Origin of the sequence: Borreliella burgdorferi B31 (assembly GCF_000008685.2) — a bacterium.
Lineage (GTDB): Bacteria > Spirochaetota > Spirochaetia > Borreliales > Borreliaceae > Borreliella > Borreliella burgdorferi.
This window is the reverse complement of sequence record NC_001318.1, coordinates 850,994-875,196: the sequence shown is the minus strand read 5'-3', so window position 1 is coordinate 875,196 and position 24,203 is coordinate 850,994. Positions and strand designations below refer to the sequence as shown.

General features: G+C 27.2%; 21 protein-coding genes and 1 pseudogene. 6 read left to right on the top strand and 16 right to left on the bottom strand.

Features of this window, described 5'->3' with window-relative positions; translation table 11 throughout:
• Positions 1-64: 64 nt before the first annotated feature.
• From topA to BB_RS04180, 4 genes are all read left to right on the top strand, one after another.
• Positions 65-2,611, top strand: coding sequence for a type I DNA topoisomerase (gene topA, locus BB_RS04195; protein ID WP_002657022.1), 2,547 nt, complete (start codon positions 65-67; stop codon positions 2,609-2,611).
• 2 nt (positions 2,612-2,613) lie between these two features.
• Positions 2,614-5,085, top strand: a complete 2,472-nt coding sequence (locus tag BB_RS04190) for an ATP-dependent RNA helicase (protein WP_002660733.1) — start codon at positions 2,614-2,616, stop codon at positions 5,083-5,085.
• Between the two features lie 88 nt (positions 5,086-5,173).
• Entirely contained in the window at positions 5,174-5,689 is a 516-nt protein-coding gene (locus BB_RS04185) for a hypothetical protein (RefSeq protein WP_002656362.1), read from the top strand.
• Positions 5,682-6,464 carry a phosphodiester glycosidase family protein gene (locus BB_RS04180; protein ID WP_002557414.1) on the top strand — a complete coding sequence of 261 codons (783 nt, stop codon included), beginning with the start codon at positions 5,682-5,684 and terminating at the stop codon, positions 6,462-6,464. Before BB_RS04185 ends, BB_RS04180 begins: the two co-directional genes overlap by 8 nt.
• On the opposite strand, the gene BB_RS04175 is transcribed toward BB_RS04180, so the two are convergent.
• Positions 6,457-7,002 (bottom strand): hypothetical protein, encoded by a 546-nt coding sequence (locus BB_RS04175; RefSeq protein ID WP_002655947.1) that lies wholly within the window; start codon positions 7,000-7,002, stop codon positions 6,457-6,459. The genes BB_RS04180 and BB_RS04175 overlap by 8 nt on opposite strands.
• 80 nt (positions 7,003-7,082) lie before the next feature.
• On the opposite strand from BB_RS04175, the gene BB_RS04170 reads away from it, so the two are divergent.
• Positions 7,083-7,454 (top strand): lipoprotein, encoded by a 372-nt coding sequence (locus BB_RS04170; RefSeq protein WP_002557412.1) that lies wholly within the window; start codon positions 7,083-7,085, stop codon positions 7,452-7,454.
• A gap of 141 nt (positions 7,455-7,595) precedes the next feature.
• Here BB_RS04170 and miaA read toward each other — a convergent pair whose 3' ends face one another.
• The 9 genes and pseudogenes from miaA to BB_RS04125 form a co-directional block, all read right to left on the bottom strand.
• Complete coding sequence (gene miaA / locus BB_RS04165; RefSeq protein WP_010889830.1) at positions 7,596-8,516, bottom strand: tRNA (adenosine(37)-N6)-dimethylallyltransferase MiaA; 921 nt, start codon at positions 8,514-8,516, stop codon at positions 7,596-7,598.
• On the bottom strand, positions 8,503-8,703 hold the full coding sequence (locus tag BB_RS04160) for a DNA-directed RNA polymerase subunit omega (RefSeq protein ID WP_002557409.1): 201 nt from the start codon (positions 8,701-8,703) through the stop codon (positions 8,503-8,505). The genes miaA and BB_RS04160 overlap by 14 nt, the downstream gene beginning before the upstream one ends.
• Before the next feature lie 35 nt (positions 8,704-8,738).
• Positions 8,739-9,281: a (d)CMP kinase gene (gene cmk, locus BB_RS04155; protein WP_010889829.1), complete on the bottom strand. Its 543-nt coding sequence runs from the start codon at positions 9,279-9,281 to the stop codon at positions 8,739-8,741.
• Positions 9,278-10,144, bottom strand: a complete 867-nt coding sequence (locus tag BB_RS04150; protein WP_010889828.1) for a YicC/YloC family endoribonuclease — start codon at positions 10,142-10,144, stop codon at positions 9,278-9,280. Before BB_RS04150 ends, cmk begins: the two co-directional genes overlap by 4 nt.
• A gap of 10 nt (positions 10,145-10,154) precedes the next feature.
• Positions 10,155-11,561 (bottom strand): UDP-N-acetylmuramate--L-alanine ligase, encoded by a 1,407-nt coding sequence (murC, locus tag BB_RS04145; protein ID WP_002656222.1) that lies wholly within the window; start codon positions 11,559-11,561, stop codon positions 10,155-10,157.
• Entirely contained in the window at positions 11,551-12,498 is a 948-nt protein-coding gene (locus tag BB_RS04140; protein ID WP_002557405.1) for a hypothetical protein, read from the bottom strand. Before BB_RS04140 ends, murC begins: the two co-directional genes overlap by 11 nt.
• Positions 12,467-13,413: pseudogene (locus BB_RS04135) on the bottom strand (pseudouridine synthase family protein). The gene BB_RS04140 and the pseudogene BB_RS04135 overlap by 32 nt, the downstream one beginning before the upstream one ends.
• A gap of 9 nt (positions 13,414-13,422) precedes the next feature.
• On the bottom strand, positions 13,423-14,805 hold the full coding sequence (gene panF / locus BB_RS04130) for a sodium/pantothenate symporter (RefSeq protein WP_080651861.1): 1,383 nt from the start codon (positions 14,803-14,805) through the stop codon (positions 13,423-13,425).
• A gap of 29 nt (positions 14,806-14,834) precedes the next feature.
• Positions 14,835-14,969, bottom strand: coding sequence for a hypothetical protein (locus BB_RS04125; RefSeq protein ID WP_002660763.1), 135 nt, complete (start codon positions 14,967-14,969; stop codon positions 14,835-14,837).
• 116 nt (positions 14,970-15,085) lie between these two features.
• On the opposite strand from BB_RS04125, the gene coaBC reads away from it, so the two are divergent.
• Entirely contained in the window at positions 15,086-16,258 is a 1,173-nt protein-coding gene (gene coaBC, locus BB_RS04120; RefSeq protein ID WP_010889826.1) for a bifunctional phosphopantothenoylcysteine decarboxylase/phosphopantothenate--cysteine ligase CoaBC, read from the top strand.
• Between the two features lie 23 nt (positions 16,259-16,281).
• Here coaBC and BB_RS04115 read toward each other — a convergent pair whose 3' ends face one another.
• From BB_RS04115 to BB_RS04090, 6 genes are read right to left on the bottom strand one after another with little or no spacing between them, the layout of a single operon-like run.
• Positions 16,282-17,691, bottom strand: a complete 1,410-nt coding sequence (locus BB_RS04115) for a HEAT repeat domain-containing protein (protein WP_010889825.1) — start codon at positions 17,689-17,691, stop codon at positions 16,282-16,284.
• On the bottom strand, positions 17,688-19,208 hold the full coding sequence (gene murJ, locus BB_RS04110) for a murein biosynthesis integral membrane protein MurJ (RefSeq protein WP_010889824.1): 1,521 nt from the start codon (positions 19,206-19,208) through the stop codon (positions 17,688-17,690). Before murJ ends, BB_RS04115 begins: the two co-directional genes overlap by 4 nt.
• Complete coding sequence (gene tgt / locus BB_RS04105) at positions 19,201-20,328, bottom strand: tRNA guanosine(34) transglycosylase Tgt (RefSeq protein ID WP_010889823.1); 1,128 nt, start codon at positions 20,326-20,328, stop codon at positions 19,201-19,203. Before tgt ends, murJ begins: the two co-directional genes overlap by 8 nt.
• Positions 20,329-20,354: 26 nt before the next feature.
• A complete protein-coding gene (locus tag BB_RS04100; protein WP_002656570.1) occupies positions 20,355-21,422 on the bottom strand; it encodes an LptF/LptG family permease in 1,068 nt (355 codons plus the stop codon).
• Positions 21,419-22,708 carry an LptF/LptG family permease gene (locus BB_RS04095; RefSeq protein WP_002660997.1) on the bottom strand — a complete coding sequence of 430 codons (1,290 nt, stop codon included), beginning with the start codon at positions 22,706-22,708 and terminating at the stop codon, positions 21,419-21,421. The genes BB_RS04100 and BB_RS04095 overlap by 4 nt, the downstream gene beginning before the upstream one ends.
• Positions 22,683-24,203: a lipoprotein gene (locus BB_RS04090; RefSeq protein WP_002660787.1), complete on the bottom strand. Its 1,521-nt coding sequence runs from the start codon at positions 24,201-24,203 to the stop codon at positions 22,683-22,685. The genes BB_RS04095 and BB_RS04090 overlap by 26 nt, the downstream gene beginning before the upstream one ends.

Sequence of the window (24,203 nt, the reverse complement as noted above, 5' to 3'; positions counted from 1 at the left end):
CACTTTTTTTAATTCTTAAATTATATTTATATATTATAATACAATATATAAACATAGGGAATTTATGCAAAATAAAAAGTTGATAATAGTTGAATCGCCAACAAAAGCCAAAACAATAAAGAAGTTTCTCGATGAATCATTTCTAGTAGAAGCATGCATTGGACATGTAGTAGATCTACCAAACAACGCAAAAGAAATCCCAAAAGAATATAAAAAATACGAATGGGCAAATATTTCTATAGATTATAACAATGGATTTAATCCAATTTACATTATTCCCAGCAATAAAAAACCAATTGTATCAAAACTAAAAAAATTAGTAAAAACAATAAATGAAATATATCTTGCAACCGACCAAGACAGAGAAGGAGAAACTATAGCATTTCACTTAAAAGAAGTATTAAAAATCAAAAACTACAAACGGATGATATTTCATGAAATCACAGAAACCGCAATAACTGAATCACTAAAAAATACTAGAAATATAGACATGAACCTTGTTAATGCCGGGGAAGCTAGAAGAATATTGGACCGACTATACGGGTATACAATCTCTCCACTACTTTGGAAAAAAGTAGCTTATGGACTTTCTGCTGGGCGAGTACAATCTGTTGGATTAAAATTATTAATAGAGAAAGAAAAAACTAGAATAAATTTCAAAAAGGCAAATTATTATTCAATTTTACTTCAATGTAAACACGAGAAAAAAAACTTGTTGCTTGAAGCAAAATTAGAAGAAATTGACGGCAAAAATATAGCAGAGGGTAAAGACTTTGTAAATGAAACTGGAAAACTTAAAAATATTGCCAAAACAACAATAATAACCCAAGATTTAATGATAGAGCTTGAAAAAGAATTAAAAAATGGACAAAAAATTGAATTAATTTCAATAGAAACTAAAAAAATAAAAATACCTCCTCCAAAGCCATTTACCACCTCTACACTTCAACAAGAAATAAATAAGCGTCTTAAAATTGGAACAAAGCAAATCATGCAACACGCTCAAAAACTTTACGAACACGGATACATTACCTATATGAGAACAGACTCTCATAATATTGCTAAAATTGCAAAAGATAAAATAACAAAAATAATAAAAAATAAATATGGGAAAGAGTATATAGAGGAAAAAGATAGAATTTATGAAAAAGAAAAAATGGCTCAAAATGCACATGAGGCAATAAGGCCTTCTGAAATATTTATTCCAAATGAAACCATAGAAATAGAAAGCAAAACCGCTAAAGAAATTTACAAAATAATATGGGATAGAACCATTATTTCTGGAATGAAAGATGCAATAAAAGAAAATATAAAACTGACTTTTAAATATAAAAACTTAATTTTCAGATCAAGTTTTACAAAAATAATTTTTGATGGATTTCTTAAACACACTAAAGAACAAGATGAACATCTTAACATAAATTTTGACTTAATTAAAAAGGGAGATACATTTTCCATAGTTAAAATGAAAACAAGTGAGCACGAAACAAAGGCTCCATTTAGATACACAGAAGCGTCTCTTGTGCAAAAAATGGAAAAAGAAGGAATAGGTCGTCCCTCGACCTATTCTACAATTATATCAACACTTTTAGAAAGAGAATATGCATTCAAACTTAACAACACATTAATGCCAACTATAAAAGGCGCTGCTGTAATAAATCTTCTTGAGAAATATTTTCCAGTACTCATTGAACTAAATTTCACCTCTAATATGGAAGAAAAATTAGACAAAATAGCAATAGGAAAACTAGATAAAATAAAATATCTAAGTAAATTTTATAATGGCAAAAAAGGACTAAAAGATACAGTAATGCAACTAGAGCCTAAAATTGATTCCTCTGAATTTAGAACCGTTATTGAAAGTCAAAAAATAGAAAATAAAAATAGCATTAATTACACAATAAACATTGGTAAATATGGGCCTTATTTGATATTCAAAGGACATAATTACTCAATTAATGCAAAAACTCCATTAGAAAATTTGTACAAAAAAGATGAAATAGAAAAAATAATAAATGAAAAAGAGCTAAAACCCAATATACTTGGGGTTGATCCTTTAACAGGACTTAATGTGATCTTTAAAAATACAATTTACGGAAACATTGTTCAACTTGGAGAAGATACCCATGCCCCTCAAGAATATACAAAAAAAGGAAAACCTAAAAAATTAAAAATAATAAAAGCAAAAAAAGCATCAACTAAAAAAATTGACCCTGAAAACATAACATTGGAGCTTGCTTTAAAATTGCTCTCACTGCCAAAACCAATTGGCAAACATCCCCAAACCAATGAACAAATCATTGCTGCAACTGGTGTTTTTGGGGATTATATTAAAACTGAAAGCGGAAGCATTGCTTGCTCGCTAAAAAAAGATTTAAAAGCATATGACATAACACTAGACAAGGCCATCAGCCTACTCAACGAAAGAGCCAATAAAGTGGGTATAATCGTTAAAACAATCACATTTTCTAAAAACAAAATTGGCAACAAAATATATATTTACAAAAAAAACGACAAATTTTATGCTAAAATTAAAAGAAAGAAGATTGATTTACCTGATAACATTAATCTTGAAGAAATAAATGAGAAATATGTATTCAGCTTGTTATAAATATGAATGATTTCAAACTCCCAATTTATAAATACAAAGATGAATTAATTAAAGTACTAAAAAACCACAATGTTTTAATTGTAGAAAGTCCAACAGGTAGCGGAAAAACCACCCAACTACCAAGAATAATATATGAAGCGGGTTTTGCAAAATTAGGAAAAATTGGAGTAACTCAACCAAGAAGAATAGCTACAGTATCAATAGCTGAATATATTGCCAAGCATATTGGCGTAAATGTTGGAGAAGAAGTTGGCTATAAGATAAGATTTGAAGAAATTACAAGCCCAAAAACCAAAATCAAATTAATGACTGACGGAGTGCTTCTGCAAGAGCTAAAAAAAGATACACTGCTTTATGAATATGATGTAATAATAATAGACGAAGCACACGAAAGAAGTTTAAACATTGATTTTATATTGGGTCTTATCAAAGACATTTCAAGGAAAAGGGATGATTTTAAAATCATAGTTTCGTCTGCTACAATAAACACAAAAATATTTTCAAAATATTTTAATAATGCACCGGTTGTTAGTATTGAAACTATCACTTACCCAGTACAAATAATATACAATCCTCCTCTTTTAAACACATCAAAAGGAATGATATTAAAAATAAAAGAAATTGTCTTAAACGTAATAAAAGAAAAAAAAGCGGGAGATATTCTTATATTTTTATCTGGAGAGAAAGAAATAAAAGAAACTATAAAAGAATTACAAGAATTAAACTCAAAAAAAAATTTAATAATATTTCCTTTATACGGCAGAATGCCCAAAGAAGCTCAAGAGCAAATATTTATGACTACTCCTAAAAATAAAAGAAAAATAATAGTGTCAACAAACATAGCAGAAACTTCAATCACAATTGAAAATATTAAAATAGTAATAGATAGTGGAAAAGTTAAAACAAATAAATTCCAAACAAAAACTCATACCTATTCGCTCCAGGAAGTTCCAATTTCAAAATCATCAGCAACTCAAAGAGCTGGTCGAGCAGGAAGACTTTCAAAAGGAACTTGCTACAGACTTTACAAAAGAGAAGATTATCAATTAAGAGAAGATTATCAAAAAGAAGAAATATATAGAACAGACCTATCTGAGGTAGTGTTGAGAATGGCAGATATTGGAATTAGAGATTTTACCCACTTTGACTTTATCTCAAAACCATCAACGCATTCGATTCAAACTGCAAGCAAAATATTAAAATCTCTGGATGCTATAAACAATAAAAACGAACTTACAGAAATTGGGAAATATATGATACTATTCCCATTAATACCAGCACATTCAAGAGCATTAGTCGAAGCAATGATAAATTACCCACAAGCGATCTATCAAACCACAATAGGTCTATCATTTTTATCCACAAGTGGAATTTTTCTACTACCCCAAAATGAAGAAATGGAAGCTAGACAAGCTCACTTAAAATATAAAAATCCAATGGGAGATTTAATTGGGTTTGTTAATATCTTTGAAGATTTTAAAAAAGCTCTAAATAAAGAAGCTTTCACAAAGGAAAATTATTTAGATCTACAAGGACTTGAAGAGATAGCAAATGTGCAAATGCAGCTTGAAAACATTATTAGCAAATTAAATATACCAATAATACAAAAAGGTGTTTTTGACAACGAAGGATATTTAAAATCAATAATGAGAGGAATGAGGGATTATATTTGCTTTAAAACTTCAAAAAAGAAATATAAAACCATCAAGGCTCAAAACGTAATAATTCATCCTGGATCACTTATTAGCACCGATTCTGTGAAATATTTTGTTGCAGGAGAAATTATAGAAACTACAAAAATGTATGCAAGATCTATTGGTGTCTTAAAAAAAGAATGGATTGATGACATTATCCTTAATGAAGAGTTTAAACATAACGACATATCTAGCAAAGAGAACCAAATAACAAATACCGGGCAGACAAAAATTATCAATGAAATCAAAATAGGGAAAAAAATTTTCAAAGCGGAATACAAAAATAACATTTATGTAATAAAAATTAACCTAGAAACGCTAAAAGAAATAATTTTTAAAAACGAACTAAACAATCAAAATAATGAAGATCTCAAAAAAATTAAAATACAATTGATGCATAAAAATATAACGGTTTTTAACAACAAAAAATTTTTAGAAACTATAGAAATAGTCAAAAACATGGGAAAAGATTGGCATTGTATAAAAAAATATGAAACAAAGAATGTAAACATTGACGAACCTGAAAAAATGAAAAATCTTTTAGAATGCACAATGCAATTTATAAGCTTTCCCCCCAAAAAAAACGCTCTTTTTTTATCGTTGGAAACAGATTATTCTGGAAATTTTAGACTAAAACCCAAACAAAATTTCATAATGGCAATAGAAGAATCTATAGAAAGCATAAAAAGCCTTATAGAAAACAAAGAATACATACAAAAGTTACATTTTATAAAAAAATTAATAAATAAGGTTTACAAAAAATTAAATTACTTTTTTTAAAAACTAAACTTTGAAAGCCTTGTTATAATATAAAATATAATAATCAAATATTATTCAAAGTTAACAGCAATGAAGTTTATAATAAATTATGAACTGGCTATCCTTTTTTTATGTTTTATTATTTTTATTAATTTTTCCTTTTGAATTACAGAGTAATAATAAAGAAAATATAGAAAATTTAATAAAGCTACATATGCTTTATGATTTAACCAATAACCTGTCAAAAGAATTAGAAACAATAAATAAAATTAAAAATTTTGACTTAGAACAACATTATCTGCTAATTACAAAATATTATCTAAAAATAAAAAAATATAAAGAAGCTAATGATTTTTTAAAAAAAATAAACCAAAAAAAGATCAAAAATCAAAAAATAAAAAACGAAATCATTTCGCTAAAATTAAGAATAAATGAAGATAATATTAATGAAGAAGAAATCAAAAAAATTTTAAATAACGAAAAAAATATAGATGTCAAAATAATTTATCAAATATTCAGTCTTATAAAATTTAAAAATAAAAAATTAGCAAATAAAATTAAAAACATAATACTAACAAACTATCCCAAAAGCATTTATTCTTATAAAATAAAAAGAAATGAATAAAAAAATATTAACACTGCTAGTATTGATTTTAAGTATTTCATCAGTACTAATGCTGTCCAAATCAATCACCAAAAAATCCAAATACAAAATTATTAGGGATTATTTCATAAACAGCAATTATGTTCTGGTGAAAATTGAAAATAAAGATCTAAAATTTACCATATCAAAACCTATTTACGACAAAAAGCTAAATAATTACTTCTTTAAAGGCCAAACAACAAGCCATTTCTTAATTTCTAACAATGTTGACATTGCAATTAACACAAGTCCATACGAAGTTAAACAAAACATGTTTTTCCCAAAAGGACTATACATATATAATAAAAAAATGATTTCAAAACAAATAAATAACTACGGAGAGATTGTAATAAAGCACAACAAAATTATATTAAATCCCAAGGAAGACGAAATAGAAAACTGCGATTATGGATTTAGCGGATTTTTTGTTTTAATCAAAAACGGAAAGTATAAAAAAAATTTTAAAGAAACAAGGCACCCAAGAACAATAATAGGAACTGATAAAAATAACAAGCATTTATTTCTTGTTACAATAGAAGGAAGGGGTGTCAATAATAGCAAAGGGGCCTCTCTTAATGAAGCTATTGATTTTGCATTAAGCTACGGCATGACTAACGCTATTAATCTAGACGGGGGGGGCTCAAGCACTCTTGTTGTAAAATCAAATAACGCTCCTTACAAATTAAACTTCACAGCAAACATCTTTGGACAGGAAAGACCTGTCCCATTTCATTTAGGAATAAAACTTCCTAATTGAAAAATCTCCAACCGATATTAAATCCAAGCATAATCTCAGTTGTTAACCCAGAAAAATTTTTATAATTAGAAAATGGAGAAATAGAAAGCATAAACAAAGGCCTAATATATAAACCATCAAGATCGGGAATAAAAAGATCAGCAGCAAGCCCCATGCTTAAAAAAAAGAGATTGAAGTTATTAGAGCTTAAATCAAAAGCATATTTAAACCCAATTAATGGGAAAAGCATTCTAACCTGCTCTTTGAAAACCATTGGATATGTTCCATAAAGCCCAAGCGAGAAATATCTCCCATTGTGAGTAACAACAAAAGCCTCTTTGTAAGACATTTCAAAAAGTACATAATTTGCATCAAAAAATAAATTCAAATTAATCCCATGATCTGCTCTGGTAAAATTTGGAGCAAATTTAGTGGCGCCTGTTTTATCAGTATAATTAGTAAATTGATAAGAAAAACCTCCACCAAAAGAAAGTGGATAAGAAACAATTAAATTATTAGAAGAGATGAGAAATAAAATAAAAAAAAGATATTTCTTCATTAACAATCCTTAAAAATTCTAAAAAATACTATATTATTATAGTAACACACTAAAGTAGTATATAAAAAATCTGGGAAATTATGAATACAAAAACATTATATTTAATATCCTTAATTCTTTTAGCTTGCAATAAAAATAACAAAATTCCTCTCATTCAAAAATTAGATTTGCCCAAAAGCAGCATTCTTGGCTTTAGCAATAAAATGGGCATAATAATAAAAGATTATGCTTTTCTTAGTAAAAGCACTAAGAAAAATAGCGAATTGGATTATGATTACGCAATTCTACTCAGAAAAGACGAAGTCGTAAAAATTGAAAAAACACTAGAAAAAACAGAGCGCTATGGAATTGAAGGAAATTGGATCCTAGTCAATTACAAGGGAACTAAAAGATACATCTTTAGCAAAGACATCAATATAGTCAACAATTTAATAATTGATCATTCTAAATAGCTTTACTACATAACCGGACAAAAGTCCGATCAATGTAATAAATTACTTATTTTTTTTCTTATGTCTATTTTTTCTTCTTTTTTTCTTCCTTTTATGGGTAGAAATTTTTTTTAATTTTCTTTTTCTTCCGCAAGGCACTCCCTAAATCTCCTTATCAACCTTAAAAATTAAATTCAAAATGTTATCTAAATCATCCTCTGGATGAAGCCATAAAACATCAGAAATTTTGGCAAAAAAGGTCATTTGCCTTTTTGCATATAAAAACGAATTTTTGTTTATTAAACCTATTATATCATTTAAACCATAGCAAGGTCTACTTTTCCATAACAAAAACTCATTATAGCCTATTCCTTTAAAAGCCGGAGTATTTTCATTGTAACCCTTGCTAAATAAACCTTTAATCTCGGAAAGTAGTCCACTATTAAGCATTTCATTAATTCTTATTGATATTCTGGTTTTCAAATCTTCAAAAGATCTCTTAAGGCCTATAATCACAATATTTTTAAATTCGCTACTTTGTTTTTTTTGAAATTGGCTAATAGGAATTCCTGTTTGATAGTAAACCTCAAGCGATCTTTTAATGCGATAAATATCATTCTTATTTAACATATTAAATCTGATGGGATCTACATTTTTTAATTCTTTTAAAAGATAAGATTTACCCTTAAGCTCTAAAAGATTGTTTACATAAATTCTTATTTTAGAAGTAACCAAGGGTGTTGAAGGAAATCCATCCTTTAAATGCTTAAAATAAAAAGCAGTACCTCCTACAAATATAGGAATTTTTTTTTTCTGTCTTATTTCTTTTACTATTTTTAAAGCTTGTTCGTAAAAAATTCCAATAGTATAATCCTTTTCGGGATCTAAAAAATCTACTAAATGATGCTTTATATGTTTCATTAAATTTTTACTTGGCTTTGAAGAAGCTATATTAAACTCTTTATAAACTTGAATAGAGTCAACATTAATAATTTCTGCTTTATTTTTTGGAAAATGAAATAAAATATTGCTTTTGCCCACAGCTGTAGGGCCAAAAATAAAAACTACTCTATCTTCCTTCAATTGAATATCTAAATTTACCAGTCAAAACGTCATTAAAAGCTTGCCCTAATATTTTATCATCAAAAATAGCGTGTTCTGCTAAAGAAATATTGTCTATAATTTGCTCAGTGCGCATTATAGTTGCAACAACAAGTTCATAAAAATTTCCATCAAAATCTTGTATTTTTTTTAAAGGCACTTTAGTCATTTAATCTCCTTATAAACCAAACATATTAAATAAGTTTAGCTATTTTTTTTCAAGTTTCTTTTATCAATTTCATCTCTAATTAATTCAAAAACTTCATTTGGATTAATATTTGTAACATCAATCACTAAATCGGTCTCTGAAAAATAATCATCAATATCTATATTGTAAATAGCTAAATATCTTTTTTTGTCATTTTCATCTCTAATAAAAGTACTGCTTAAAACGTCAGAATACATGCCCCCCTCTCTAGTCATTATTCTCTCAGCTCTAACTTCCATTTTAGCATAAAGATATATTTTTAAATCAGCACTCTTAGAAATCCAAATAGCAAGACGAGATGCAAGCACTGTATTATTTTTTCTAGAAAGCACAGACAATCTATTATCAAGGTATTTATCCCAATAATAATCATTTCTGCCTATTATCTCTTTTTCATAAAACTCTGAAAAAGGAATATTATGCTCTCTTGCAATATCATGAAAAGTATAATTAATAAACTCAAGACCGTAATGTTTGGCAATCATCCCGCTTACAGTAGTATTGCCACAACCACTCTTACCAGAAAGTGCTATTTTCATTCAACATTCCTTATTTGCTCTTTTATTTTTTCTAAATTTAACTTCATATTCAAAATCAAATTCTTAATATCAAGATCAACCGCCTTATTACTCATGGTTGTTATTTCTCTGTGCATTTCTTGAGAAATAAATTCAAGAGCTTTACCACATATCTCATATTCAAGATTTTTATAAAAAGTTTCTATATGAGAATCTAAGCGCATGATCTCTTCATTAATGTCTAGACGAATTGCCATTTTAGCTGCCTCTTCTGCAATATTTAAATCTCTAAATTCATCCATTAATTTAGAAATATTTTCTTTAATACTTGCAAATAATTTGACATTTATATCACTGCAAGCATCTTTAACAATTTTAAGGTCCCGCTCTATTAACACAAGGGTTGACACTATGTCTGACTTGGTATTTTCTCCTTCAAAACTTCTTCCATTATTGTAATGTAATAAAGCTTCTTCTAGAACACCTTTAAACAACCCATAAATCTCTTCTTGATGTTCACTATCCTCATCAATTATCAAAGCTCCTTTTAATGATAAAAAATCGCCCAAACTTAGTTCGTTTTTAATATTAAGATTGGTATGTGCCAAAGAATCTCTAAGCCTAGAAATAGCCTCAATATAATTGGGATTAATCGTAAAATTCACACTAGGAACCAATTCTTTATATCCTACATTTAAAAAAACATTGCCTCTGCTAATATATTTTGAAATCAAATTTCTTATATCAAGATCATAGCCAGAAAAAATTTCTGGTAACCTAAATTTAAATTCTAAAAACTTTCCATTATAAGATTTCAAATTAACACTAAACATATAGTTACCAATTATCTTTTCCAAATAAAAAAATCCCGTCATGCTTTTCAATATAACACCCTTACAGAAAATCGTGTAAAATAAAATTATTTCCAGCGCCCATTGTAATAAACAAGTCTCCAGATATTAATAAACTTTTTATAAAATTAATAGAGTCTTTAACATCCTTAAAAAAATAAGTATTCTTATTTATTTTTTTAATATTTAAAAACAATTTAACAGAAAGTTCATCTGGATTAAAATTTTCCCTATTTGAAAGATATATATTGTGCAAAATTAATATATCGGCAGCACTTAGAACTTCAACAAAATCGGCAAAAAATTCTTTTGTTCTTGTAAAGGTATGAGGCATAAAATCCAAAATTATACGTTTATTCTTATAAAAATTTTTAATACCAAAAAGAGTATTTTTAATTTCCCTAGGATGATGAGCATAATCGTCCATGTAAATCACTCCATTTTCCTCTTTAACAACTTCAACCCTTCTTTTTATACCGCTATAATTTTTTGCAATTCTCTTTATTGCTTCTTCAAAATCAAAAATTGATTTCCCATTACTTTCTAAGAAAAGATTTAAAGCCAAAAGCGCTGCTGAAAAATTTAATACATTATGAAATAAAACAGTCTTAAGCTCAACATTTAACAAGCCTAAAAAAGAAAAACAAAAATATTCACTCCTAACTGCAATATTACTTATTTGAAAATCAGATAAATCTCCAGACCCATAGCTAAAAATACTTATATCTTTTCTGTTGATTTGCCTTTTAATTTTAAGCAAATTATTATCATCGGAATTAATTATCAATATTCCATTTTTCTTTAAATTATTAATATACTGTAAAAAAGCCTCTTCAAGAGCCTCATAATTTTTAAAAAAATCAACATGCTCGTAGTCAACATTGGTTAAAATAAGCATATTAGGGCTAAAATTCAAAAAATGTTTCTTATATTCACAAGTTTCAACAATAAAAATATTGCTAATACCTGCTATTGCAGAATTATCTTTAAAATCTTTAACACTTGACCCCACAATAACATTGGGATTTAATCCTAATTTATTAAAAAGAACACCTAAAAACGCCGTAGTGGTAGTTTTACCATGAGAACCTGCAATTCCAATGCTATAGTACTTTCTAGAAAGCTCTCCAAGAGCCTCAGGATAAGATAAAATAGGTATATTTAATTCTTTTGCCTCAAGTAAAACTTGCAAACCATCCTTATTATAGGCTGAAGAATATACTATTAAATCAAAAGACCTATCAAGCTGTTTTAATGAAAACTCATAAATATTATCATAATAAGATATTTTATTATTACTTAAAATTTCATCGGTATAAAATTTATCAGAAACATCTACCCCTTCTACACAATACCCTTTTGAATTTAAAAAACAAGCCAGAGAACAAGCCCCACTTCCCTTTATTCCTACAAAAAAAATATTATTCAAATCGTCAAAATCAACCTTCATAGCTCTCTTCTAAATAATCTTTTTTGTCATAAAATTTATGTATAACTATATCGATAGATAATATATTAATTATTGTATACTTAAGTACGTTCGTAATAATATAGGTTCTAAGCATTTCTGTATTATTAAGCAAGTTATTTCCAAGAGGAATATTTAAAAACAGTTTAAAAAGGTAATTGTTTCCATCTTTTTTGATTTTAAGATCATAAACAATATAATTTCTATCATACTCAGAAACACAATGTTCAATAATTTGCCTTACAGCTCTCTTAGAAATAGATAAAACCCCTTCTTCATAAAAATGGGGCCTTACAACAGATCGAATATAATTTTTCTTCCTAGCAAAGAACCATCCGCTTTTAAAAAAAACTTTAATTGAGTTTAATAGCAAATTGGGCCTAATAGACGTTATTTCAAAAGCAGCTGCTGGTACAACATGCTCCCCCATTTGCCTTGAAATTCTTGCTTTTTCTATTTCCTGCCTGGTTGAAACATCTGTTATGTAAATAATCTTAAAAACATTTGGCAACAAAAGTTTTGAAATTATTTTATCTATCATTTTAAGACTTGTTCCTAATATTAATATTTTATTAAATTCTTCTTTTGCAAGCACTTCAAGCATTTCTCTGCAATGAGCATCATCTTCAAATACAGATCGCCTTACCGCTTTAAAAACATTATCTTCAAACTTAGCAGAACTTCCGGCAATAATTTTCATATTTTTAATTAAAACACCATCATCAATTATTAAAGGTATTGAATATTTATCTGCTACCAAATGCGATCTAAAGCTCTTGCCAGTTCCAGCAGATCCTACTAATGCATACACCTTAACCCTAACAAATTTATGCTTAATGCTAATTGCAAAGTCTTTAACCTTGCTTAATATTTTTTTTAAAAAAAAATCACTTGAAAAATTCTGAAAATTCATAGACATCAAAAATATCTTTTACTTGCTTTAAAAATCTAAACTAGGCTTAGAGCAAAATTCATTCTTTTTAAAGAATGTTCCATTAAATTTTACCAAAAAAGCATGTAAAAAGTAATCGCTTTTCTTGAATTTATTACAATATTTCTTGTCATTAATTAAAGGATGATTGTTAAAGGAACACTGAGACCTTATTTGATGGGTAAAGCCTGTTTCAATAACAATCTCGACAAGAGTAGCTCTTTTGCAAGATAATATTGGATTAACCTTTGTAATTGCATTAACAAAATTTTTATCTTCTAAAACAAAAGTTTTTCTCAACCTTTTATTTCTAAATAAATGATTTTTATAAACAACAGGAGACTTAACCTCGCCTAAAAGTATTGCAAAATATTTTTTAATTATAGATCCACCACTAAATGCCTCACTTAGCTTTCTTGCAGTATTTATATTTTTTGCAAAAATAATAATACCAGAAGTATTTCTGTCAAGCCTGTGAACTGCCGAAGGCTTAAAGCTTAGGGATCTTAAATTTTGACTTAAAAGATAAGAATTCACTAAAAAATCAAGAGAATTTTTACCTCCATGAACTAAAATACCTTTTTGCTTATCTAAAACAAGTAAGTCACTGTCTTCATAAATTATTCTTTTTCGAATATATTGAAAATCAATATTGCTTTTAAAGCATTTATCCGTGGTTAAGTTCAAATTTTGGGCTAAAGATTTGTACAAATAAATTTTATCACCTTTGCAAACTCTGCATGAAAAATGTGATTTTAAACCATTTAGCCTAATGTCACCTTTTCTAATATGTTTTATTATACTCGCTTTAGAAAAATTTAAAATTTTAATTAAAATTGAATCTAGTCGCTTGCCATTATCATTAGCAAGCACTTCTAAAAAAATATATTTATCCAAACGCAAAAAATACCCCTAACAAACCTTACTATTTTTTTTACAAAAAAAATTAACTACTAAAAATGTAAATATAGAAACAAAAAATGATGGAAAAACGGGGTGAAAAAACCAAATATTTAAACCAAAGAATAAAATGGACAAATAAAATATTAACCCTAAAAACATAGAAGCAAAAGCCGCTATTTTGCTTACAAAATTTAAATAAAGTCCAAAAACAATAATAGGGAAAAACGAAACTTCCAAAGCTCCAAAGGCAAAAATATTAATAAAGAATAAAAAATTGGGAGGAAAGAGAGAAAATATAAGTATTATTAAAATAAAAAAAATATTAGAAATCATTATTATTCTGCCAATCTTTACATCTTCTTTTAAATCTTCTTTATAAATAAATATTGACTTTATTAAAACAGATGTTATTAATAGCAAATTTGAATCCACTGTAGACATTATTGCAGATAAAAGACCTATAAAAAACATAAAACAAGAAAAAGGATTTAAAACTTTTAAAGCCACATTTAAAACAACTTTATCATTTGGACTTAAATCTGGAAAAAGAATAATAGCAAAAAACCCTATTAAATGCATCAAAACAATTAAAAAGCTAATAATAAAAGTAGAAATGGGAAGAGAAAATTTTATAGCATTCTCATCTTTAAATGCTATAAAATTATTAATAATCTGAGGCTGCCCTAGTATTCCTATTCCTATTAATATCCAAAAAGAAATTATATATTGTGGCTTTAAGTCAGCATTTGAAGGAAGTAAAAGGCTTTTATCTAAGCTAGACGTTGCTGTTTTGAATAAATTATTAATACCCCCTCCCAAATCTAGCATCTTGGAAAACAAAATAACGGATGAAACTAGCATTAAAAATCCTTGAATCAAATCCGTATAAGCTACTGCCTTAAAGCCGCCAAAAAATACATAAATAAAAACCAAGAAGGCAAAAAAAGTAAGACCAACTACGTAATCAATACCCCAAAAAACTTCTATAAGTTTGGCACCACCTATTAATTGGGCAGAAATCAAAAACATTGAAAAAAAAATCAATACAAATCCACTCATTAACGCCAAAAAATCACTTTCATATCTATGCCTAATATAATCAATAATATTAATTGCATTAATTTTTTTTGATTCGCGATTTAATCTCTGACCAACAATAATAAAAACAATTAAAGTTGTAGGAATTTGTATGGTAGCTAATAATATAAAAGATAATCCATACTTATAAACAGCAGAGGGACCGGAAATAAAACTACTAGCACTAATATAGCTAGAAGAAAATAACAAAGCCATAACAATAAAATTAATATTTCGATTTGCAAGAAAATATTTATTTAATAACAAAAACCTACCTCTATTTCTTTTTTTAAGAAAATCTAAAAATAAAAAAATATCAATAATGTATCAAGTTTTACTAATTACTAAAATAAAAAAACAAACCAAAAAAAAATTATACTGGGGAATAAAATTCCTGACAAAAAAAACCACAAAGGAATATTAAATATAGTAGTTGATGTGTCAATAAAATAGGCAAAACAAAACCACAATACAAACATAAAAACATACAATAATATAGCGTACAAAATCCCATTTCTCATTTAAAACAACCTTAACAAAAGGACATCAAAATTTATAAATTCAAATATAATGTATATTATATAATATATATTATATGGATAAAAATAAACATATATTAATTGGTATATGTGGGGGCATAGCCTCTTACAAGTCAGTTTACATAGTTTCCAGTTTAGTTAAATTAGGATACAAAGTTAAAGTTATAATGACACAAAATGCAACTAAATTTATTACTCCATTAACTTTAGAAACCATTTCTAAGAACAAAATAATTACTAATTTATGGGATTTAGACCACAATGAGGTGGAGCATATAAAAATTGCAAAATGGGCACACCTAATTCTTGTTATTCCTGCTACCTACAACACAATATCTAAAATTGCATCAGGAATTGCTGATGATGCATTAACTACAATAATATCTGCAAGCACGGCTCCTACTTATTTTGCAATAGCAATGAATAATATAATGTATTCAAACCCTATTTTAAAAGAAAATATAAAAAAGCTTAAAACTTATAATTATAAATTCATTGAACCTGATAAAGGATTTTTAGCTTGCTCATCAAATGCTTTAGGGCGCCTTAAAAATGAAGACAAAATTATAAAAATAATATTGAATGAATTTAATCAAAAAGACTACCTAAAAAATAAAAAAATACTTATAACAGCATCCAGAACTGAAGAATTAATAGATCCAATTCGCTATTTCTCAAATACATCAACGGGAAAAATGGGGTTTTGCTTAGCACAAGAGGCTGTCAAACTAGGAGCTCAAGTTACAATTATTACAGGACCAACCAATGAAAATGATCCTGAAGGGGTCAACATTATAAAAATAAAAACTGCAATGGAAATGTACAAGGAAGCTCTCAAAATATATAATAAATTTGAAATAATAATTGGAGCCGCAGCTGTTGCCGATTTTAAACCCAAACACATTTTCAATAGTAAAATTAAAAAAAATAAAATCAATAGATTATATATAAAATTAGTAAAAAATCCCGACATAATCCAACACATAGGACACAATAAGCTTAAAAACCAAATTGTTATTGGATTTTGCGCTGAGAATTCTAAAAATTTAATTCAAAAAGCTAAAGAAAAATTAAAAAAGAAAAACTTGGACTTTATCATTGCAAATGAACTTAAATATTTTGGTTCAAAATTAAACAAAGTTTATATAATAAATAAACAAAGCATAAAAGAACTGCCAGAAATGGAAAAATCAGAAGTAGCTAAAGAAATTTTAAAAATTTTATACTAATATGCTTAATAGTTTATTAATAATCAATAATCTTTTAAAAGCATTTTAATATATTCGGAGTTCGTTTCACTTTTAATTTTTTTAAGCTTATCAGAAAGCGATGAAGATTTATTATAAACAGCTCCTTTTAATGCTAAATGCCTTAAATCAATATTTTTGCTGTCAATGATTTTAGAATAAAAATTATCAAAATTACCCTTTTTACCAGCCAACATTGAAGCAACGCCCCTTAAAACATTTGAGGGTCTATTAATATTTTCTTTATTAACAATTTCTAAAGCAATTGACAATGCTTTTAGAGAATCCTTATCTAAAAGGTAACTAAACATTGAAATTTTAAAATTATTGTCAATCTTAAAATCAAACATAATGTTTTTTATCTCAATATTCCCAAGATCCATATCAATTAAGGCCTTAGCAGAAGCCTCCCTAACTTTAAGAGATGGATCGCTTTTAAGCTTATAAATCAAAATATCCTTTGCAGAAGAGTCCCTATGTCCTTTGATTGCATTAATAGCTTTAAACCTAATATTATCATCAGAATCTCTTAAAAATCCTTGTAAAATCTCTTTAGACTTTAAAGAAGGATCTTTGGACAAAGAAGCAATAATAGCTAATTTAACATTTAAATTATTGTTATTACTCTGAAGATACAAATCAGCATTTTCAGTTACTTTATCTGAAGCAAGATATGACAACGCTTCGATTGCAGCAGCCTTAATTGATGGGCCCTCGTAATTATCTAGCGAAATTTCATAAATTCTATCCTGATAATCAACAGCGGACATTTTTCCAAGAGCAATAAGTATTTCTCTTCTAGCCCCATCATTTCCAGAATATTTTTCAAAAACTTCCATCATGTTTTTAGAATACTCAAGAGAATTAAGCTCTCCTAAATAATAAGCTGCAATAGATACCACATTGCCCTCTTTATTTTCAAGAATGTCAATAAGAGTTTTTTTTAATTTTTCTTTATCATCAAACTCCTTAAGATACGAAATTGCCAAGCCAAATAAAGCGTTTGAATATCTTTTACTCTCATAATTTTCAAGAATATAATTTGCTGTATCAATGCCCCCCGAATACTTAAGAGAAATAAACAATTCAAGTATTTCCCTTTTAAGCTCAGCATTAAAAGTTTTCTCAAGTCTTTTTTTAAGAGAAAAATTATATTGACTATCGCTTGATTTTTTAAGAGCTTTTATAATGCTTGTCACTTGACTATCAAGCCCATAAAGAATTGTATCGTTAACATACTTACCATCTAAACCAACATTAGAAAAATTCTCTCCCTTAGAAGAATTTTCTCTCTCAACAGGCTTATTTTCTGTAATTTCGGGCAACAAAGGCGGACTAGGAAGAGCTGGAGAATTAACATTTTGAGCATACACATTAAAAATAAGTAAAAAAAATAAAAAATAAAAGTATTTCATAAAGCATCCCTTCTAATATATCTAAAAAGCTTATTTATTCCTAAAACAGAATAACAAATAAACAAAACAAAAATACTAACAATTCCAGCTGCCATTAAAAAATAAAGATTTTTAAAACTAAACCCCACATCCCACTGAAACTTTTCAAAAAAGAAATAAATTGCATATAAAGGAAAAAGTGTAATAATTGACTTTAAAAGAACAAATAAAATTTCAATTAAATCAATTTTAACTCCTCTTTTCAATATTATAAAATAAAAAACAATTACACAAATCATAAAAGAAATAGATTGAGCTAATGCTAAAGCGTTCAAACCATAATAATTAATACCAAAAACAGATATTGCAATATCAAGAATAGAAAATAAAACACTCAAATAAAACGGTGTTTTTGCATCACGAATAGAAAAATAATATTTTTGGAAAAAACCAAACATTGAATAAAAAAGCAGACCTAAAAGAAAACATTTCAAAACACTCGCTGTTTTTTGAGTATCATAAATAGAAAACTTGCCTCCCATAAGAAATAAATTTAAAATATAATCAGACCAAATAAACATTAAAAAAGACACTGGAATAAAAATTAACAATAAAATTTTAATTCCATCTACTAAAAGGGCATTTAATTTTATATTATTCCCCAAAACAGCATGCTCTGCCATTTTGGGGAAAATCACTGTTGCAATAGAAATATAAAAAATTCCTACAGGAAGCTGATAATAAACTACAGCATTACTAAGGATAGAAACACTTCCTATCTCAAGAGTAGATGCTAATGCAAATGAAATCTGCTGAGTAATAATTGAAATGGAAAATCCAAAAATCATACGAAGCCATCTGGTTAAAAAATTTAAAAACACTTTTTCTCTGAAATAAAATGTTGGCTTCCAGGCAAAACCAATCATAAGGCAATTTGCAAACGGAATTAAAAATTGTAAAAACCCCCCAAAAATTACGCCAATAACAGCACTATATATTCCAAAACGACCATAAAATAAGAATATGCTCAATATTATTCCAAAAGAAAGCATAATGGGCGAAAACGAAGGAATGAAAAAAATTTTATATGAATTTAGAACAGACACGAAGATTGATGATAGGCTTATTAGTAAAATATATAATACCAAATAACCAAATACAGAACTTGCAAAAATTAAGTTTTCTCCCCTATAATAAGATATAAAATACATAATAGGCTTTGCAAAAATAATCATAACTAAAACAATTAACCCAATAGAAATAATGTTAAAGGTTATGACAGTTCTGAAAAAAGAAACAGCTTTTTCGTGCGATTTGTTTTTTTCATGTGTAAATTCAGGCAAAAAAGCCGAGGTCATCGCGCCCTCTGAAAGAATTTTGCGCAAATTATTAGGAATATTGAAAACATAGTTAAAAATATCAGCATCAAGATTTGCACCAAAATAATAAGAGAAAATCTTTATCTTTACAAAGCCCATTATTCTTGAAAAAAAAGTGGAAATCATGACCAAAATTGTAGAAACAACATATTTATTCATCGAAATTTTCCTCTTCATACTTTTTTAAATATGAAGTTCTAAAATTTAAAAAATCATCATTTAGAATTGCGGCTCTGATCTTTGAAATCAATCGAAACATATAGTGGATATTATGTTCACTTGCCAAAACTATTCCAAAAAGCTCTTTCGATTTTATTAAATGTCTTAAATATCCTCTTGAATACCTTTTACATAAAGTACAGATGCAATTTTTCTCTACCTTAGAAGTATCATCCTTATACTCCTTTCTACCAATGCACATAATCCCATTATCTGTCAAAAGAGACCCATGCCTAGTAATTCTTGCGGGATTAAAGCAATCAAAAATATCAATGCCATAATATATGGCATTAAGTATGTAATGGGGAGTGCCAATACCCATTACATACCTTGGTTTTTCTTTTGGTATCAACAAAAAACTATATTCAAGGATTTCTAAATATTTCTCCCTTGGTTCTCCAACAGAAATGCCTCCAATGGCAATACCTGGGCTGTCTAATTCCAATATATCATTGATACTTCTTTTCCTTAAATCTTTAAAAAAATTTCCTTGAGTTATTAAAAATAAAAGCCCGTTGTATCCCTCTTTTCTGTTTTTAGAAGATTTGAACGTGCTGCTAGCCCAATTGGTTGTAATATTTGTATATAAATTGGCTTCATTATAATCAATCCCATAAGAACTGCAAATGTCAAGTGGCATAATAATATCACTGCCAAAAATTTCTTGCATAGCAAATATTCCCTCGGAAGTAAAATAATGGTACGATCCATCTATATGAGATTTAAAATGCACACCTTTTAGATCAATTTTTCTCAGATCAGAAAAAGAAAACACCCGAAATCCGCCCGAATCGGTTAAAAAATTTTTATTCCAAATTGTAAAATTATGAAGACCAACATATTTTTCAACAGTTTTAATTCCCAGCCTTAAATATAAATGATAAGTATTTGCAAGCATCAAATTACATTCTAACTTCTCAAGAACAGCATGTTTTAACCCTTTCATTGCCCCCAAAGTACCAACTGGCATAAAACAAGGAATATCTACTCTACCATGAGGAAGATTTAAAAATCCAACCCTTGCATTAAAATGCTTATCATTCTTGATTACACTAAACATATAAATATCCCAAATAATTATATATATTATTTCCTAACAATCCTATAAACAAAAAAATTGATAATCAAAAAAAATATAGTTGTAAAAGAACTTGCTATATATATATGCAAATAGCCTAGATCCGCTAAAAAATTAAAAATTACAATAGAAATAACATAAACAACAGCAAAAGCAATGCTATTTAATAGGCTGAGTATAAAAATATTTTTTTTAAGAGCAAGAGCAATAAACCCAACAGTAAAGCTAAGAAGAATCAATCTAAATGAAAAGAATATCCTATTTAATAAATCAAAAAATGCATCAGAATAATTTAAACGTTCAGCTTTGAGAAAACTTATCCAATTAATAAGTTTAGTAAAATTTAACGCCTTTGATGAGAGCATCACAGTTCTTATGTAATCGGGCGCCAGCTTAATAATTCCTGTCCCATCAAGAACATCGTAGGCGTTCTCCTTAATTTTTTTACCAACCTTAACAAACTCTCTAATACCATAAAGCCTCCATTTATTATCTTTCCATTCGGCTTTATTTATATCGTACCTTGTTTGAAACTCATCTTTATTGTCTTTAATTATAATCATCAAGTTAGCAAAAGTATTCTCATCAATATCATAAGATTTGATATTATAAATTTCTCTAGCAAAATCCCTTATTATTATAGTTTTATCCCCAGATCTACTGTCGCCAATGCTATTCTTAATAAGAACATCTCTTCTTGCTATAGTATCTATTACCAAATAATTATCAAAAAAGAAAAGAACAACTGAAATAAATATACTAATTAAAATAATTGGTTTTAATATCCTGGTAAGTGGAACTCCACAACTAAAAAGACCTATTATTTCATTTCTCATAGAAAGATTGCCAATAAGATTCGAAATAGCAAAAAGAAAAGATAAAGCCACCCCATCTGAGAATGCCTTTGGCAAATATAAATAATAAATATAAAGAATATCCTTAAGGCCAATATTCTTTTCAAGATAGTTAAGAAGATTAACAAACAAATCACCAAGCATAATTAAAATCATGAAAAGCAGGTTCATGGACAAAAAAGTAAGAATGATGCTTTTTATAAAAAGCTTATCTATTTTCATTTTTTTAACAATCTCAAAAAGAGAATTGCTCCTGCAATAATTAAAATTAAATTAGGCAAAATAGTAACAATAATAGGACTTGGTGCATACTGCACAGTATAAACTTTTCCACCAATAAACATTACCCAATAAAAAACACAAACAATAATTGAAATTACAAGTTCAAGAATAATGGAATATTTTCTATTAGAATACATTCCCATTGAAAAAGCTAAAAAAATAAAAAATAAAACTGAAAGTGGTAAACTAATTTTTTGATAAAATTCAAGATTAAACAGAGCCAAATTTTGCTTCATGCTTCTATCTTGATAAGGTTTGAAATTTAAATTTAAATTATACATATAGTTTAAATTTTCAAAAACATAAGATTCATCCACATAATAGTTTTGATTGTATAAATAATTTAAATAAAGATTTGAAAAATTTAAACTTAAAAAGTCTCCTTCTAGATTATTTTTTATATTTGAATCTGCAATTAAATTATTTTGCTTTTTAATTAATTTTATAACATCTCTCATGCTCATTTGTGAAGGAGTTACATAATTTAATAAAAAACTATCACTAAATGTAACCTGATCGATTGAATATTTCATCTTATCTGCATAAAAATAATCATAAAATCCACTCTCACTGTCTGTTAAGGCAATAGATAGAACATCATTTAAAATAAAATACACTTGAAAATTTTCTTTTCTAATATCAAGATTTTTTGCCATAAATATTCTATCAAAACCCTTAAGCCCAGTGTTATCAAAAAAAGTTACATTTTTATAACCATTTTCCGATTTCTCACCAGAAACAAAAATCAAATCTCCATATTGTTTGCTTGAATAAGGCTTTAATACCAAATGGGGAACTTCTTCTTTTATTTCATTAAAAATTTTTAATCTGCCAATAGATCCAAGTGGAAGTAAAATATCATTGGATATAAAAGATACAAAAGCAATAACTATTCCCAATTTAAAAAATGGGACAAGTAAATCAAAAATTGATATGCCAATTGAACGAAAAGCTAAAATTTCATTGTGAAGCTTGAATTTATGAATAGTAAGAATTACTGAAATCAAAGAAGCAAAAGGGGGAGAAAGCGCAATAACCATAGGAAGAGAATATATAATAAAAATAAAAGCCTTAAAAAAGGGAACATAATTTTGAAGAAGTATTCTCATAAAGAATAAAATTTGATTTATAAAAAATACGAAAAAGAAAAATAAAAACGTAATTAAAAAATATTTAAAAAATTCAGCAATTATGTAAGACTCATAACTGTTTTTTAATATTTTCATCTACAAAAACCAAACCGTTATTAATAGTGCCCAGTATGACATAATTTTCAAATCTAGAAACTTTTATTAAATTCAAATTAAGAAGCCCATTATTGGGTCCAAAATAATCCCAGTTGTCATTTTCAGAATCATAAATCAATAACCCATGATCAAAGGTTGCAAACAATAGCTTTTTATCTTTAATCTCCATATCCATAAAATAATTAACATCAATATTATTGGCAATAACGTGCTTTTTGTAACTATTTTTATTTAAATTTAATTCAAAAAGACCCCCACCATATGTTCCAACAAAATAACTATCTTTATATTCTTTTATAAAATTAATATTTTTTTCATTATCATTTTTGCTAAAAAAATCCAAATGTTCAATCTTTTTCAAATTATCGACATTAACACTATAAATAGCCTTGTCAACTGTTCCAACTAATAATAAATTTTTTAAACTATCAAAGCAGAGTGAAGAAATTTTATTAGATCCAAGCGGTATATTTTTCCAATTTTTTAAATCATAAAACCATAATCCAGAATTTAGAGTGCCAACAAATATTCCATTTTTAACAGCAAGCAAAACTTGTACATTGCTAAAATCAGCATTACCGGGAACATTTATTTGCTTTAAATCCCCATCAACATCATCTATATAATAAACAACATTTTTACCACCAATATAAATTGTTCCATTATAATCCGCAAAACCCCTAATGCCATTTAAAAAAATGCTTTTTTTATCCTTAAGATAGACTCTACAATCATTTTTTTTAATATTATATCTTAAAAGCCCTCCCAATATATTAGTTACAAATATATTGTCATTAAAGACAAATGTATCAAAAACGCTGTTGTCAAGAAATCCTAAAGACTCTAAGTTTAAATGACTTACTCCAAGTTTATTACTTAAAAAGCCATAAATCTCTCTATCATAACCTGAGATAGAAAATTCATTAATCTCTTTAAATGCAGAAATTGCATCAGATTTTTCTTTAACAAGATATTTTAATTCAGCTAATCTTAAACTAGCATGAGAATATTTATAGTCTTTTAAAAATAGATCAAAATTATATTCGGAAAGATCATAAAAACCATTCTCATAATTTACATATCCAAAAAACAAATTCGCTTTAGCTAGCAATTCTCTGCTGTGCTGATTCTCATTAGTTACTATTTTATTCAAATAATAATTTGTCAAGCCAATATTTTTTTTAGCATAACTTTCCCTGGCTTTTTTAAAATAAAAATTATTTTCTTTTAAAAAAGCATCACTAAGAAAAAAAGATTCATTATCTTTTAATCCTATCAAATAGTCTCTTTTAAATTTACCCTCATTACTCCCAAGAACAACATTATTATCATCAATAATGACTGCTTCTTTTTTCTTCTCTACAATATCACTAATATGAGAATCTTGAATAGATCTATCTGTAGTAAGGCAGGAAAAAAACAAGAAAAAACATATAAGACAACCTTTAAATAAATTATTCAAAACAAATTTCAT